This window comes from Parafilimonas sp. (assembly GCF_047606085.1).
GTDB lineage: Bacteria > Bacteroidota > Bacteroidia > Chitinophagales > Chitinophagaceae > Parafilimonas.
Genome location: NZ_JASGEX010000173.1, coordinates 1 through 16,082, shown reverse-complemented (window position 1 = coordinate 16,082; position 16,082 = coordinate 1). Strand labels below are relative to the sequence as shown.

General features: G+C 42.2%; 12 protein-coding genes. 3 read left to right on the top strand and 9 right to left on the bottom strand.

Features of this window, described 5'->3' with window-relative positions; genetic code table 11:
* The first annotated feature begins 307 nt into the window (after positions 1 to 307).
* Positions 308 to 2,104, top strand: a complete 1,797-nt coding sequence (uvrC, locus tag QM629_RS14995) for an excinuclease ABC subunit UvrC (protein ID WP_415160700.1) — start codon at positions 308 to 310, stop codon at positions 2,102 to 2,104.
* 123 nt (positions 2,105 to 2,227) lie between these two features.
* On the opposite strand, the gene gldN is transcribed toward uvrC, so the two are convergent.
* From gldN to QM629_RS14960, 7 genes are all read right to left on the bottom strand, one after another.
* Entirely contained in the window at positions 2,228 to 3,307 is a 1,080-nt protein-coding gene (gene gldN / locus QM629_RS14990) for a gliding motility protein GldN (RefSeq protein WP_415160699.1), read from the bottom strand.
* A 10-nt stretch (positions 3,308 to 3,317) separates the two neighbouring features.
* A complete protein-coding gene (gene gldM, locus QM629_RS14985; protein WP_415160698.1) occupies positions 3,318 to 4,850 on the bottom strand; it encodes a gliding motility protein GldM in 1,533 nt (510 codons plus the stop codon).
* A 41-nt stretch (positions 4,851 to 4,891) separates the two neighbouring features.
* A complete protein-coding gene (gene gldL, locus QM629_RS14980; RefSeq protein ID WP_415160697.1) occupies positions 4,892 to 5,668 on the bottom strand; it encodes a gliding motility protein GldL in 777 nt (258 codons plus the stop codon).
* A 57-nt stretch (positions 5,669 to 5,725) separates the two neighbouring features.
* Positions 5,726 to 7,015, bottom strand: coding sequence for an SUMF1/EgtB/PvdO family nonheme iron enzyme (locus QM629_RS14975; RefSeq protein ID WP_415160696.1), 1,290 nt, complete (start codon positions 7,013 to 7,015; stop codon positions 5,726 to 5,728).
* A gap of 182 nt (positions 7,016 to 7,197) precedes the next feature.
* Positions 7,198 to 9,276, bottom strand: a complete 2,079-nt coding sequence (locus QM629_RS14970; RefSeq protein WP_415160695.1) for a thioredoxin domain-containing protein — start codon at positions 9,274 to 9,276, stop codon at positions 7,198 to 7,200.
* Positions 9,277 to 9,341: 65 nt separating this feature from the next.
* Positions 9,342 to 10,136 (bottom strand): uroporphyrinogen-III synthase, encoded by a 795-nt coding sequence (locus QM629_RS14965; protein ID WP_415160694.1) that lies wholly within the window; start codon positions 10,134 to 10,136, stop codon positions 9,342 to 9,344.
* A 27-nt stretch (positions 10,137 to 10,163) separates the two neighbouring features.
* Positions 10,164 to 11,255 (bottom strand): DUF4271 domain-containing protein, encoded by a 1,092-nt coding sequence (locus QM629_RS14960; protein ID WP_415160693.1) that lies wholly within the window; start codon positions 11,253 to 11,255, stop codon positions 10,164 to 10,166.
* Between QM629_RS14960 and hemW the strand changes: the two genes are divergently transcribed.
* Complete coding sequence (gene hemW / locus QM629_RS14955; protein WP_415160692.1) at positions 11,224 to 12,501, top strand: radical SAM family heme chaperone HemW; 1,278 nt, start codon at positions 11,224 to 11,226, stop codon at positions 12,499 to 12,501. The genes QM629_RS14960 and hemW overlap by 32 nt on opposite strands.
* Here the strand turns inward: hemW and QM629_RS14950 are convergent, their stop codons facing one another.
* Both QM629_RS14950 and QM629_RS14945 read right to left on the bottom strand, forming a co-directional pair.
* Positions 12,502 to 13,632, bottom strand: a complete 1,131-nt coding sequence (locus QM629_RS14950; RefSeq protein WP_415160691.1) for an acyloxyacyl hydrolase — start codon at positions 13,630 to 13,632, stop codon at positions 12,502 to 12,504.
* A 30-nt stretch (positions 13,633 to 13,662) separates the two neighbouring features.
* Entirely contained in the window at positions 13,663 to 14,406 is a 744-nt protein-coding gene (locus tag QM629_RS14945; protein WP_415160690.1) for a menaquinone biosynthetic enzyme MqnA/MqnD family protein, read from the bottom strand.
* Between the two features lie 83 nt (positions 14,407 to 14,489).
* On the opposite strand from QM629_RS14945, the gene purB reads away from it, so the two are divergent.
* Complete coding sequence (gene purB / locus QM629_RS14940; RefSeq protein ID WP_415160689.1) at positions 14,490 to 15,896, top strand: adenylosuccinate lyase; 1,407 nt, start codon at positions 14,490 to 14,492, stop codon at positions 15,894 to 15,896.
* Positions 15,897 to 16,082 lie beyond the last annotated feature (186 nt).

The following is a 16,082-nucleotide window of genomic DNA, read 5'->3' as shown; positions in this document are numbered from 1 at the left end:
GTATGAGATGCCCCCGACGCGTCGGGGGCATGACGTGCCAGTGGTTATGTTTTATGCTTGCCTTACTTAATGTAAGGCTGGCAATAAGAATAGATTTGTACTTTGGCAAATCAATGATTGCACATTTTTATCCAGAGAGGAGTATAACAGGCACGGGCAAAGGTTTTTGTGCGGGACAGCTTTTGGTATGAGCGCCTGCGCCCTTTCGTGAAAAACATTTAGGGCTTGAAAATGTTATGCGCCTTTGGCGTAAGCCTTAACAAGGCGTATTGTATTATTTTTATTTAGCAGCCTACTTTTGTAACTTATGGATGCAAAGGCATTTCAGATAATTTCATCATCACTTCCCAACCAGCCGGGCATTTACAAGTACTTCGGCAGCGATAATGAATTATTGTATGTGGGAAAAGCAAAGAGCATAAAAAAGAGAGTAAGCTCTTATTTCAATAAAACATTTACCAGCTATAAAACATACGAGCTTGTTAACCGCATTCACCGCATAGAATTTACCATTGTTCATTCTGAACAGGACGCTTTTTTGCTGGAGAACGCACTGATAAAAGAGTTTCAGCCCAGGTTTAATATTAATTTAAAGGACGATAAGTCTTACCCGTATATCATCATAAAGAAAGAACCTTTCCCGCGCATTTTTCTCACAAGAAAAAAGATGCATGACGGCTCGGAATATCTGGGTCCCTTTACATCTGCCGGAAAAGTAAGGGAACTGATAAGCTTTATACGGCAATACATTCCTTTGCGCACCTGCAAGCTCAATCTTACACAACAGAATATAGAAAGAAAAAAATTCAAAGTATGCCTGGAATATCATTTGGGCAATTGCAAAGGTCCCTGTGAAGGATTACAAACGCCTGAAGACTATACCGAAGGGCTTATGCAGATAAGGCAATTGCTTAAAGGAAATATGACGCCTGTTATTTCAAAATATAAAACCGTAATGCATGAATATGCGGCTAATCTTGACTTTGAAAAAGCGGAAATGATACGGAAAAAAATTGATCACCTTGAAAAATACCAGGCACGCTCAGTAGTAGTAAGCAGGCATTTAACAAATGTGGACGTTTTCAGCATAGTGAAAGAGGCAGATATGGCATTTGTAAACTACCTGATGGTACAGAACGGAACAATCATTCAAACCCATACGGTTGAACTGCAAACCAGGCTTGAAGAAAATGAAGGTGATATTCTTGTTTTTGCTATAGCCCAATTACGGGAAAATTTCAACAGTGCGGCGCCTGAAATTGTAGTGCCTTTTGCTATTGATTATCCGGAAACAGCAACCGTCGTAACCGTTCCAAAAGGCGGGGACAAGCTCAAACTGATCGAACTGTCGCAAACCAATGTACAATATTTCAGGCAGGAACTGAGAAGGCAAAAAACCCTGCACCTGCAGCAGAGCAATGAGGCCCAGCATGCAGTTTTGCTTGAACTGCAGCAGCATCTCGGCTTAAAGGAATTGCCCGCGCACATTGAGTGTTTTGACAACTCTAATTTCCAGGGAAGCTACCCGGTATCTGCCATGGTTTGTTTTAAAAACGGACTTCCAAGCAAGAAAGATTACAGGCATTTTAATGTAAAAACCGTAAAGGGCATTAACGATTTTGCCACCATGAAAGAAGTTGTTTTAAGGCGGTATAAACGCGTTTTGAATGAAGGGCAGCCATTGCCCCAACTGGTTATTATTGATGGCGGCAAGGGGCAGCTTGGCGCTGCTATGGAAAGCATGCATGCGCTAAACCTCGACGGAAAACTTACAGCAGTGGGGCTTGCAAAAAATGAGGAAGAGATTTTCTTTCCCGGCGATACAGCATCCATAAAGCTTTCATGGAACGGCGAAGGGCTTAACCTTATAAGAAGGATACGCGATGAAGTGCACCGCTTTGGCATAACGTTTCACCGTAACAAACGTTCGAAAGGCACTTTTAAAAATGAACTGGAAAACATAGAAGGCATTGGCGAAAAAACCGCAACGCTGCTGCTGCAGCAATTTAAATCGGTTAAGAAAATTAAAGAAGCTTCTTTTGAAGAATTAGAAACGGTTGTAGGCAAATCGAAAGCCGGAATAATTAAGACTTATTTTAATTAAAGGGGGCCGGATGAAAATCCGGCCCCGTTTTAAAATCCAATATCCTATGAAAAACCGTCACAAATGTATGTAACAAGTTTAGTTTTTATCAACTTTTTTTATAATAGGTTCAATTTATTTTTATTAATAGCTCCAGAGCGACTGTTCATAATCAAATATTTTATCCTTGATCTTCTCACCCTGCAGTAACCGGAATAAAGTATTGTTTGGATACACGGCAGACAAAGGCAAATTATAAGGGTTATCAATAGTGGACTGCACAATATAACTGCTGAAAAGCCTGCTTTCAAACAGTTCTTCCCAGGTCATGCCGGCATTCATGTTTTTTGCATTATAAACATTATACTTTGCCAGCGTTGCCCTTAAATCGGGATAATACACCCACCAAACCGGCCTTTCACTGTTGGCTATAATATCACCGGTAGATAATTTATACGGTATTACGGGCGCTATACCAATAATCCTCACGTACAATTTGCTGCTTTCTTTATCAAACACCCATTCTTCTTTCAGGCGGAATTTGTAAATGGAATCCGGGTCGGTGGCCTTGGGGCGCACCTGGTAGCCTTTCACATTGCCATCATCATCATATACTTTAACGGTATCGGCGCCGCCACCAAAAGCATTGATAGCATCATCGGCAGTAATAGGCGTTGTAAACCGGTCGTCATCCCCGCTGAACGCAGTTACAGTTCCGTCTTTTATAGCTTTTAAAAGAATGGAAATAAAGCGCTGGCTGCCATTGTCCTCAACTCCTGCATACCGGAATGTCTGGTTCATTTTTTCCCTTGCATCAATTTCACGCCATACCCTTACTACATAAACGGCATCGTCTTCCCGTATGTTTTCGTAGGTAAGCGGAATTCTTTCCCGTATGAGGTTCTTTTCAAAAACGCCATCGGTGCGCAAAGACATTTTCGTACTGTCCATCAATCCATTGCTGCTGCCTGTGATCACTTCCATAGGCAACGAGGTATCAACGGCCGCACCGGCATTATTATCGGTGCTCCCGTAATTACTCGGGGTATTTCCATTTATGGTTGTATCTGTAGTGTTCCCGTAGTTATTGCCCTGCGTTGCGCTCTGCGGCTGCTGTTCCGTAGAGCCATAATTATTCCTGCGCTGAACAGGCCTTTGTGCACCCGCATAATTAGCTGCACAAAGCGCAAAAGCCAACACCAATATAACTGCAATACGCTTCATAATATTTTAATTAATATAAATTAAATACAATAGGTGGCAATATCCTTGTTCCACCAGGGCCTGCAGCGGCAATGTTATCAATTGTAACCGTAGAACCCGGCTTGCACTTCTCAATCAGGTCTCGTATGGAAGAAAAACTTGCGCCTTTTACATCCCTGAACTGCAATTGCGGGAAACCCGCACCGGTTAATACAATGGTATAGGCGGTTACATTAAATTTCACACCTTCAAATACAAAATTTTCCAGGTCTGCCCGAACGCCAGGCTGTGCCTTAAAATCATTTACACGCATACGGCCGCCCTTATTTATCCCCACTTTCCCAATGGGATCGGGAACATCTTTCACTTTAAATTCAAATGTGCTGGCTTTTCCGTCGGCATTTACGGTTACTACAGCGGGCGTTCCAGCCTTTCCGGGCCGAACAATATATTTGCCCGGGCCTGTTTTTGACAAAGACCCGTTGGTCAGGCTTACAGAAACTTTTTCATCTCCCACATTTCCGCCGCTTACAGTTATTGGATTTTCCAATCCTACATAAAAAACCTTTACCGCATCAGCACTTACACTGGCGCCTGTTGGAGAGCCTACGGTAACAGGCATATCATAAGTCGCCTGCTCCTGTTTGCCTGTGGACTGGTTAAAATAAGAAATCACCACGTGTTTTGTGTAAGAGCCTGCACCACCGGCAGTGAATTTATACTCGGCTACGCCATTTGCATTTAAGGGGGCAGTAGCACCATCAACCGTTACAGTGGGTTTTGAATCTGCATTATAGGCGCCTATACCTGCGGTAAGCGTTATCTCCTGCCCCGGCATAACGTAATTGGAGCTCTGGCCTACCAATGGCTGATAGGTATTGAAAACCTGCTTTACAGCACCTACCTGCTGGTAACAATAGTCCACTATCATGGCTTCACTGTTTTTAACATCATTCTCAAATTTACTGAGAATGGTTACGGCAGCTACAGCCGGTGTCATATAAAAATAAGAAGCTGCCCAGTCTTTCTGATTGGCTTTGTTATTTGTTTTAAAAATAGTAGTATCAATAGGCAACGAAGCCCCAAACCTTTGTTTGGCAGCAGGATCATCAATCAGGTTCAGCAGGTCTGTTCTCAACCTGCCCAGGGCCAGATGCAATGAATCGCCGGCTTTGCCGGGGTCTGTCATTACCCGCGTGGGCGCTTCCAGGTCGTCTTCCTTAAATGTACTGTCTTTCGGGTTCCAGTCTGCCGCGCCGATTACCCTTGTTTTAAGCCCCCTGATGTATTCTATCATCAGATCAGACATCTTTTGCGCCTGCTGCGCTTTGGGCATCCATTCGCTGGCCCTCGCCTTGGTGCTTTCATCATTCATTGCCGCAGAAAAAGCGGCAAAAATGTTCTTGTTTTTCTGATCCAGCGTTGCGCTGGCCGCCGTTAAACTATGGTCAACTGTTTTAAAGGCATTTAAAATCTCTGCCGATACATTCAGTGCCAGCAATGCTGTAAGCACCAGATACATCAGGTTGATCATTTTTTGCCGTGGCTCTTTAGGTAATGCCATAAAAGGTCAATATCGGTAATTGTTTTAAGTTTTAATTATTGCTATGCTTTTACACCCTGCATGGCGCTGATCATATTTCCGTATATCTGGTTTAACCTGCCCAGGTTATTGGCCAGTGCGGCAATTTGTTCTTTTGCCTTTACAGCGTCATTTGCGGTGGTATTCATGGCATTGGAAGCTTCATTCAGCTTTCCGTAAAACTGGTTGAGCGCTTTAAGATGGTTATTGCTTTCCTGCAATTCCAATTCATAAATTGTATTTAAAGAAGACAGGTTTTTGGTTAACACCTGTATCTGTTCATGGAAAACCTTTGCTCCTTCAGAAGCATTATTAAACGAATTGGCCGAATTAGCCATGCCCGAATAAGCGCTTTTTACAGCATCAAGCGCCTGTGTCGCCTCTTTTGTTTTTTGCGTGTAATCGCCGGTGGCTTTTACCACATCGCTTATTTCGCCCATTTTTTCAACGGTTGTGCCCAGCTTCTGAAACCCTGCGCTCAGCTTGCCAAGGTTTGCAGGTGTTATATCTGCTTCTTCCAGCATTTTTTCCATTGACTTTAGTGCGGGATTGCCCTGTGGCGCAACCGCCCCCGCACCTGCAAGCTTAACCTGGTGATCATCAATAGCGGGATAATACATGTACAGAATACCATATATTAAAAAAACTGCAGCTTCGGTGCCCAGCCCTAATTTCAGGAAAAAATCTGCCCATGATGTGTGTAATAACTTTTGTAATGCGCCCCATATAACAACTGCTGCTGCTATGGACACAAAAATGTCAACGACTCTGCTAACTTTTGGAGGAATTGCGGCTGCCATAAATTTATTTTTTAATGAAGGGTTCTTTGATTTTATTAAATTTTAGATATTGAATGCTTATTTCCTGTATTGGGCAGGAAGGTCAATCACGCACCTGAAACCTATATAAGATTTGGTGGTGTCCTGATATTCATACTGGCGGGTGCTGGTTTGAAGATAGTAGCCTACATCTTTCCAGCTGCCGCCTCTTATTACCTTACGTTTCATGCTTGGCGGGTCTGTATCCAATGCATTCCATTGAACATCAGGGTTCATGTCATGCTGAAAATTATAAGACCCTTCATAAAATAAAGAATTTGTCCATTCGGAAACATTGCCTGCCATATTATACAGGCCAAAATCATTGGGCCAGTAACTATCGGCCCTTACCGTGTAAAAGCCACCATCTTCCGGGTAATTGCCACGGCCTGGCTTAAAGTTTGCAAGCAGGCATCCTTTCTTATTTCTTAAATAATAGTTACCCCAGGGAAACATAGACTGGGTGCGGCCGCCCCTTGCGGCATATTCCCACTCCGCTTCTGAAGGCAGGCGGAAATCGCTTTCAACAGCTTTTTTATGGCTTTCAAGATAACTGTTAAGGTACCGGGTGCGCCAGTGGCAAAAAGCCATAGCCTGTTTCCAGTTAACGCCCACAACAGGATATTCGCCATAAGAAGGATGGGCGAAATATCTTTTCGTCATTGGCTCATTATACGAATAAGAAAAATCCCTCATCCAGCACAGGGTATCAGGATAAATTTTTTGATTGTAGCGGTATATAAAATCTTTTCTCGGCCTTCCTGCGTTTTCTCTTTTTGCAGCTTCTTTCAAATTAAAGCCCTGAACGTTATACACCAGCATATCGGGGTCTAAATCCATTTTACCATATAACCTGTTATCGGGGGTTAGAATAAGGTCATTCAGCTTTTCAAGCGTGCCTTTATCGCCCCATTTAATGGTTGCAGCCTTCTTCCAGTCTATTGCAGTGTCTCCGCCGCCATCCTTACCGCTGCCGGTTTTCATAAAGCCGAGCCTGACAGCGGCCAGTGAATCCCTCACCCAATAAACAAACTGGCGGTATTCATTATTCGTAATCTCTGTTTTATCCATCCAGAACCCGGAAATAGAAACCTGCTTGTTCCGGGCTGTATAATTATAATTCACATCCTCATCGCTGGGGCCCATGTGAAAAGTGCCGGGAGGAATGTAAGACATGCCAAGCGGCCTCGTCATACTGCCTCTTGCTGCAGGGGAAACACCATGCAACTGACCATCGGTGATAGATCTTGACTTTCCCGATTTATTACAGCTAACCACAGCTATAGATAAAGCAGTTAGAAATAATATTACAAAGCTTTGGTTTTTCATCCGTTTCCTGTTTCTGGCAATTTTTTTTGAAAATAATTTTTAACAGCAGAAATTAAATCCTTCATTCATTAAAATCTGCATAAGAAATATCAACGCTCAATAACACAAATTATTTTGTTGGTTGAAAATTTTTGTTATAAATCTTTAATTATACTTTACAAGGCATAAATTAAGTGAGTGCTTTAGGCTAAACGGTTCACTTTTTTATCCCTTGCGGAGTATAACTGATTTTTAAACTCCTCAATACTAGTTGCTGGCTCAAGGCAATTATAACTTTCACAAATATATATCTTAGTTTGGTTTGATAAAATTACTTTTCCCTTAAGCAAAGGCCAGCCTTCAGATGGCCATCCGGTCGCCTGCATAAGCCTGTGGGGAATGTATTCGCTTAAAACCTGCTTTACTAAAAATGGATAATTACCGGCCATTACCACAATTTCCTTTAAACCGTACACCAGTAAAAGAATATTTAAACTCCATCTTCCAAATGAAACAGCGTATTTTTCAGAAAAAACGGTCATAGACAAGATCATATTTTCCGAGCGTTGCCTCCATGCCGGCACATCAAAATAAACAGAGAGCTTTAGCAGGTTTTCGGCCATTAAGGCATTGCCGGAAGGCGTTGCCCCGTCATACAATTCAATCTTTCGAAGCAAAATATCAGCCTGCCCTTCTGAAGTAAAATAAAAGAAAAGCCCTTCCGCATCACTAAAAAGCTCAATGCACCTTTCGCACAAAAGCCTGGCTTTCCATAAATAATCCTCATTCGCCGTTGCCTGCGACATAAAAATGTATGCCTTTATAAGCGTGGCATAGCCATCTGCAAAAGCCGGCTGCGGACCTGGTGTTTTATTCCAGCTATGCAAAAGACCGCCGGTGTTCATATTAAACAAAAACTTCTCAATAAATGCTATATTGTTTTTTGCAAGGTTTAAATAATCCTCCCTACCAAAAGCAGCATAAGCCTTGCATAAAGCAATAATCATTAATGCATTCCACGGCAAAAGCACTTTATTATCCAGCCCCGGCTTTATACGTTTTTGCCGCGCCGTTAATAGAATTGCTTTGGCATTTTCTATAAAATTCCACAGGCCCTGTTTATCCATCCCATATTCAGAAGCGATTGTTTCCATAGTTTCAGGCTGCCACAAAATATTCGTGCCTTCCCAGTTGCCTGCCTCCGAAACATGAAACAGCCGGCAAAAAATCTCGCTGTCTTTTCCAAGCAATGCATCAATTTCCTGTTTATCCCAGGTATAATATTTTCCTTCTATGCCTTCGCTGTCTGCATCCAGGGCGCTGTAAAAACCACCTTCGGGCCCCGTTAGCTCAGCTTCTATAAACTTAATGGTTTCCTGTGCCACATTTGCGTACAAGGTATTTTTCGTAACCTGGTATGCTTCTGTATAAACGTCAATCAATAACGCATTATCATACAGCATTTTTTCAAAATGCGGAATTTGCCAGCGCCGGTCTGTACTGTACCGGCAAAACCCGCCGCCAACATGATCGTACATACCGCCCATCATCATTTTATCAAGGCTTGCCGTTGCAACCTTTAACGACGCTTCGTTGCCTGTAAAAAAGTAATACCGGAGTAAATACAGTATAGAAAATGTGTGTGGAAATTTTGGCGCCTGCCCAAAACCGCCCCATTCCTTATCAGCAATTTGTATAAGATTGCCGGCAATGGCATCAGCCGTTTCATAAACGGCTGAAAGATTACCGGGCCTTAAGCTTAACTTATTGGAGGCCTGCAAATGCCGGGTAAGGCTTTCTGCCTGTTCGGTTATTTCGCCCCGTTTTTCTTTATAGGCGTTAGCTACGGCCAGTAAAATTTGCTGCCAGCTATTGCGGCTGGCCATTGGTTTTGGCGGAAAATAGGTGCCGCCATAAAAAGGTTTCAGGCCGGGGGTTAAAAAAACATGCAAAGGCCATCCCCCGCTGCCGGTGATTGCCTGTACCGCATCCATGTAAATATGATCAATGTCCGGCCTTTCTTCCCTGTCTATTTTTATATTGATGAAATGCTCGTTCATTATGCGGGCTGTTTCCTCATCCTCAAAACTTTCCCGCTCCATCACATGGCACCAGTGGCAGGCCGAATAACCAATGCTTACCAGCACCGGCTTATCTTCTTCTTTTGCTTTTTGTAGCGCTGCATGGCCCCAGGCATGCCAGTTTACAGGGTTATGGGCATGCTGCAGCAAATAAGGGCTGGTTTCATGCACAAGGTTATTTGTGTATTTATGTTGATCCATGATCAGGCTGTTTCCGGCCAAAATAAAAAATCCCGCTGTAATGGGATGAAGGTTTTATAAAACCCTTATTTATTTTTCGATTTTAAGGCGAGGTAATTGTCTAATGCAGAGATCATGCTGGGGGACTGCGGGGCGGGCGCTTTAATATCCACATGCAAACCGGCTTCTTCACCGGCTTTTACCGTATTGTTGCCAAAGGCGCCAATCAATGTTCCATTTTGAGAAAATTCCGGGTAATTATCAAACAGGCTGCGCACACCGCTTGGTGTAAAAAAGCATATAATGTCAAAACTGTTGGCATCCATTACCACACGCACATCGTTGCTCACAGAACGGTACATAAAAGCAAGCTGAAAATCGCAGTTGTTATTTTTCAGCCAGTTTACAATCTCGTTATCCTGCTGGTTTTCACTGCACACATACAGGAATTTCTCGTTCTCCTTATGCTTGTTAATTACATCAAACATGCTTTTGTTGGTGCCGTCTGCGCCATAAAAAACCTTGCGTTTTCGGTAAAGGATAAATTTCTGAAGGTATAAAGCAACAGCTTCGGTGATGCAGAAATATTTGTTGTCCTGGCTGATGGAAACCTTCATCTCATCGCACATCCTGAAAAAATGATCTATAGCATTACGGCTTGTAAAAATTATGGCGGTAAACAGGCTTAAATCAATTTTCTGCTTCCGGAATTCCCGGGCAGGAATGGCTTCGATCTTTATAAAAGGGTGAAAGGTTAACTTAAGCGCATACTTCCGCTCCAGTTCAAAATAGGGAGATTTTTCGCTCTCGGGCTTTGGCTGGGTAATTAAAACTTGCACGGATTCTTTACCAGTAGATTTTTTTTCATCGTTTTTAATCATGCGTAGTGCTCGATTTAAATAATAATTTTATCTAATGCTGCTGGTTTGTTCAAATAAAACCTTATAAATGACAAGCAATGGTATTATTTCAACTGCGCAAAGGTATAGAAAAAAGTGAAATGCCGTTACACTCAGGTTTTTGCGTATGCGGGCCAGCGACACAATATATCTTACGGCTAATGAGAAGATCAGGAGGCATAATACGATTGTTATTGCCACCGTTTTTATTTTATTGTCCGAATAGGCTATTAAGAATAAAAAAGGTATAACCAGAATACCAAGCAGCTTATTGATAAGGAAAACAACAAACCTGTATTCCATCGCCGCTTCTTTTGAATTAAATACCCAGCCTGTGAAACTTATAACCAGATATTTTATACTGTATGCCAACAACAGGATGGCAGTGGAAGAAACAAATAATTCCCAAAAAGACAAGGCGGCCCATTTTTCAAACCCGGCATATAAGGTAATGAATACGCCGCCGCTTAAGGCAAACAGTATATTCAGCATAAAAGCAGGAAAAAAGTTTTGCGCCATTTGCTCCCGCGTTTGCGTTTGCCTGAAAGTGGCCTGGAAGGATAAAGTAAATATGCTGCCGAAATATTTGGGAAACGCTGCTTTTATAAGCGCCAGGAAGAATAAAATAAAAACAAGCACATAAAAAACCTCATCGGGAATAGCGTTTGTTTTTTCTGTTCCCGCCATCAGCCTGATCTTTTCTGCAGCCACCGTATCTTTTTTTGCAACGGCTATTTTAACAGGGGCAGGCTTTACCGTGTCGCGTGTAAGCGAATCTTTCTGCAGTGAATTAGTAAAGCCGGGCTTTATTGCTATGGCAGAAGCGGAGTCTCTTTTCAAAGGCATTTTTTTAACAGGCGCCTGCAAGCCTGAATCTTCAGGTGCGGTTACATTTTTATTTATCCGGCCGGTTATAGTATCATGCAGCCCCATTTTATTTGTTTTACCAGTTATGGTATCATCCAGTTCTTTGCGGATGCCGGTATCATTCAGTTTTTTGCTAATACCGGTGTCATGTATTTTCTGATGACTGCCCGTATCCTGCGCAAAAATGAAAACATGCAGCAGCGTGAAAACCAATATTGCAGATAAATGTTTCAACAGATTGCGCAAAAGTAATTTACGCACACATACAGGCACAGGTATTTATGCACACAAGGCTAAATTTTTATTAAACTATTTTTGCCGCAGGCAATACATTGACCCGGTAATCTTATTTAAAACAATGGCAGGCATTTATATTCATATTCCCTTTTGCAGAAAAGCCTGCTGCTATTGCAATTTTCATTTCTCGGTTTCACAAAAATTATTGCCGCAAATGGTAAATGCCATCGCACAGGAAATGGTATTAAGAACTGAATATATAAATGAAAAGATTGAAACGGTTTATTTTGGCGGCGGAACGCCATCGCTGCTGCGTGCGGGCGATATTGCGTTGCTGCTGAATAAAATGCATTCGCTTTTTCATGTAGATGATAATGCAGAAATTACCCTGGAAGCAAACCCGGACGATATGGCGGCAGATAAATTATCAGCCTGGAAAAGCATGGGCATAAACCGCTTAAGCATTGGCACGCAAAGTTTTTTTGATGAAGACCTTAGGTGGATGAACCGCGCCCATAATGCCCGGCAGGCTTATAACAGCATAAACCTGGCTGTTCAATCCGGCTTTGATAATATTTCAACAGATTTTATTTACGGAACGCCCGGCTTAACCAATGAACAATGGCTGCAAAACCTTGAAATGGCCTGCCAATTACATATTCCGCATCTTTCGTGCTATGCACTTACTGTAGAGCCCCATACAGTTTTACGGAGAATGATAGACAAGCAGAAAAAAGAAGATGTGGATGCAGAAAAACAAAGCGCCCAGTTTGAGCTGCTCATGCAATGGGCCGCCGGCAAAGGGTATGAGCATTATGAAATTTCAAATTTTGCAAAGCCCGGTTTCAGAAGCCTGCACAACAGCAGTTACTGGCAGGGAAAGCACTATATTGGCTTAGGCCCTTCAGCGCATTCTTTTAATGGAAACACCAGGCAATGGAATATATCAAACAATGCCTTGTATATTGAAAACCTCCATAAAAACATAGTGCCTTTTGAACAGGAAGAACTTACTTCAACCCAACAACTCAATGAATATATAATGACGGCGCTAAGAACTGCGAAAGGCATTAACCTGTTTCATTTAAACCGGTTATCAGGAGAAAAAATCACAACTGACATTATTAAAGAGGCAGAAAGATTTATTCAGCAGGATTTAATGGAAAGAAAAGAAAACGCGCTTGTTCTCACATCAAAGGGCAAATTATTTGCTGATGGCATAGCTGCAAGCCTGTTCAGGTAATCAGCGCAGCCGGTATATAAGCCTTCCATCAATAAAATCAGCTACCTGCTTATGCGCCAGGAGATTTATACCGACAGACCATCTCCCTTTTATATTATATGTCAGGCCCCAGCGATGGTAGATGGTATGATAAAGATCGCGGTAAATTTCATTATACACCTTTGTTTGCTTATGAATATAAAAACCCAGCTCCTGGCTGAAGGTAAACCTGTTTAACAGGAACCGGTGGCCAATAAGCAAACCGGCAAATGTATTGGACGAAGTATCCCTTACAATATATTCTTTTGTAGTGCGCAGGCCGTCATCATAATAAATTTCCGCCCCGGCGGTTATGGCGTCAATATTGCTTATTTGCTTTATAGCCGTAATGGAAGCGCCTATCAAAAAATTCCTCGCAACGGCCGTATCCCTTTTATAGCCGCTTTTGGGCGTATAAAATACCGAGGCATCAACATGCACCGGCTGATGGCGCCATGAAGTATCGCTTGCATGCCTGTACACAGGCAAACGGGTAGCATAAGCATAGTATTGCAGCCCGATAGATGCGTTTATATAATTTACGCCGGCATTGGGCTCTTTAAACCCTGCATTGGAGGCATGAAAAAAACCAGCCAGGCCATATACAGCCCAATGCCTGCTAACCGGGCAGGAAAGGCCAAGATCAAGCTGGAGAAAGCTATTAATGGCTGTGCTGTAGCTATGGTTGGAAGGGTTTTTTATTTCGTCATAAGGGTTGGTAAGATAAGCCAGGCCGCCGCTTGCCCGCAACAATATTTTCAAACTGTTGCCCACCCTGAAATCCGGTTCTGCAAAATAAGAAAGGGCATACGCCTTGCCCAAAAAGTCGCGTTTGTAATCTGTATAGGTAAAGCTAACCCCGGTGCGCGGATAAGAATTGTACCTGCCTTTTATTATACTGTCGGTATGCGCGCGCGAATATTCCAGCTCAAAACCACAGGGGTGAATGCCCTTTACATTTTCAACATGAATGCTGTGGGCAAACATAAACCCTGAATGGTAACGTGCCGCCAGCACAACCTGGTTTAAACTATCAGCATTATCTTTTTTTTGTGCATCGGCTTTTGCAAAAGCTCCGGTTAAAAATAACAATAACAGTTTTCGTGAAAACATAGTTGTGGCTGCTTCAAATTTAAAAACACATTAAAGTTTCTGCAACAGGTCAATAAATAAATTCATGCCCTTTAATTTCCCTTCTGAAAGTTTGTAGGAAATATTCTTTGTATAATACGTGCGCATGTCATAAAAATCGCAGGAAATATTTTGCAGCACCACATCAATATTGTTAATGCCTTCAGCATTTTTTTCATTGAATAAACGAAGAAAATCTGCAGGCAATTCTTTATTGGCAATCCATGCGGCAAACACAAAAGGTAAACCGCTCATTGCTATCCATTCCCCGGCAAGATCGTAAATAAATCCTGATTTCGCTCTTTGCTTTAATGCCCTGTCGCCAATTAAAACGCCCGCTGTTGTTCCTTTAATATCTTCAGAAAAATCTTTTTGCGCATCTTCAAGCGCTATGTGCTTCTGCCAGTAATGTTTAAGTAAAACCTTAAACAGGTTAACAGAAGTTTTGCTTTGATAATCCAGCAAAACTTTTTCAACCGTATTTATTTCAACATCGCTAAACAGGCAAACAGAAGCCACATCACCTTCGGCCCCTATACAAAAATCAGAAACAATGTGGTATTCTTTCAACTGTGGTATTACGGCTACAGGCACCAGCCCCACATCAATATCGCCATCCACTAGTTGCCCGGCTATTTTGGATGGATAATCTTTTACCAGTTCAATTTGCTGCATCAGCTCGTGCGAACGCTCTACGCCAAACAATAAAGGCTTTGTATTAAGATAACTTACTGCCCCAACTTTGATCTTCTTCAATTGTTTAAATTAATTTTGCGGCAAAAATAAATAGTCGAAAGCCCACTGTCAACAGACGATAGTTAAAAATATTCTGTGGACAATTGACCATTGACTATGGACTATGGACTATTATAAAAGCTATGGAGTTAAATAATCTTACCGCTATTTCCCCGGTTGATGGCCGCTACCGCAAACAGGTGGCACAGCTTGACGAATACTTTTCTGAATATGCTTTAATAAAATACCGTGTGCTTATTGAGGTGCGTTATTTTATTTTCCTTGCCGGAAAAAAATTTTTTAAGCTGGATGCAAAGGCAAGGCGAAAGCTTACCGGCATAGCAGAAAACTTTAGCCTGGATGATGCGGAGCAGGTAAAGCAAATTGAATCCATTACCAATCATGATGTAAAAGCGGTGGAATATTTTTTGAAGCAGGAAATGGACAAAGCCGGCATTGCAGCAGAAAAAGAATGGGTGCATTTCGGGCTTACTTCGCAGGATATTAACAATACGGCCATACCCTTAAGCTGGAAACATTGCCTGGAGCATGCATATTTGCCGGCTATCATCAATCTTCAAAAAAAAATACAGGCGCTGGCTGAAAGCTGGAAAGATATAGCCATGCTTGCGCACACGCACGGCCAGCCTGCATCGCCCACAAAACTGGGAAAGGAACTGATGGTTTTTGTAGAGCGCATAAAAAACCAGGTGCAGTTATTATCACAAATTCCCGTTGCCGCAAAATTTGGCGGCGCTACAGGTAATTTTAACGCACACAAAATAGCTTTCCCCAAAACAGACTGGGTAAAGTTTGGCAATGAATTTATAGAAAGCCTGGGCATGCAGCGCCTGCAGTACACCACCCAGATTGAGCACTACGATTATTTTGCGGCTTATTTTGATAACATAAAACGCATCAATAATATATTAATTGACCTGTGCCGGGATGTGTGGGCTTACATAAGCATGGAATATTTTAAGCAAAAAGTAAAGAAGGATGAAGTGGGCTCATCTGCCATGCCGCATAAGGTAAACCCCATTGATTTTGAAAATGCTGAAGGCAATCTTGGTATGGCCAATGCCATATTTGAACATTTTGCTGCAAAGCTGCCTGTAAGCCGCCTGCAAAGAGATCTTACGGATTCAACGGTATTGAGGAACCTGGGCGTTCCTGTTGCCCATACGCTTATCTCAATCAGGTCAATTGAAAAAGGCCTCGACAAATTGCTTTTGAATGAACAGAAGCTGAATGAAGGCCTTGAAAACAACTGGGCTGTTGTGGCCGAAGCCATTCAAACCATATTACGGCGGGAGAGCTATCCCAATCCTTATGAAGCCTTAAAAGCGCTCACACGAGGCAATACAGCCATAAACAAAAAAACCATCCATACGTTCATTGACGGGCTTAATGTGAGCGCTTCGGTAAAAAAAGAGCTTAAAAAAATCACCCCGCAAAATTATACAGGCGTTGATGCGCAGGCGTTAAGAGAAAAAGCATCTGGTATATAAAAAAAAACTGAGAAACTATTTGAAAATATTGTTGTCCGACTAAATAATTTAAAATCTTGTATTTCAATGCTTGACCTCACCCCAACCCCTCTCCAAAGGAGAGGGGCCAGAACCCGCTCTGACAAATGGTTTCAAGAGATTCGATAATTTTTATCCGGACAATAATGATTTGAAAATTTAATTCTT

Coding starts and splice junctions, on each gene's coding strand:
- QM629_RS14965 (WP_415160694.1), bottom strand. CDS start 10,136: ATGATTAAAAACGATGAAAAAAAATCTACTGGTAAAGAATCCGTGCAA.
- uvrC (WP_415160700.1), top strand. CDS start 308: ATGGATGCAAAGGCATTTCAGATAATTTCATCATCACTTCCCAACCAG.
- QM629_RS14975 (WP_415160696.1), bottom strand. CDS start 7,015: ATGAAAAACCAAAGCTTTGTAATATTATTTCTAACTGCTTTATCTATA.
- QM629_RS14950 (WP_415160691.1), bottom strand. CDS start 13,632: ATGTTTTCACGAAAACTGTTATTGTTATTTTTAACCGGAGCTTTTGCA.
- QM629_RS14970 (WP_415160695.1), bottom strand. CDS start 9,276: ATGGATCAACATAAATACACAAATAACCTTGTGCATGAAACCAGCCCT.
- gldL (WP_415160697.1), bottom strand. CDS start 5,668: ATGGCAGCCGCAATTCCTCCAAAAGTTAGCAGAGTCGTTGACATTTTT.
- gldM (WP_415160698.1), bottom strand. CDS start 4,850: ATGGCATTACCTAAAGAGCCACGGCAAAAAATGATCAACCTGATGTAT.
- gldN (WP_415160699.1), bottom strand. CDS start 3,307: ATGAAGCGTATTGCAGTTATATTGGTGTTGGCTTTTGCGCTTTGTGCA.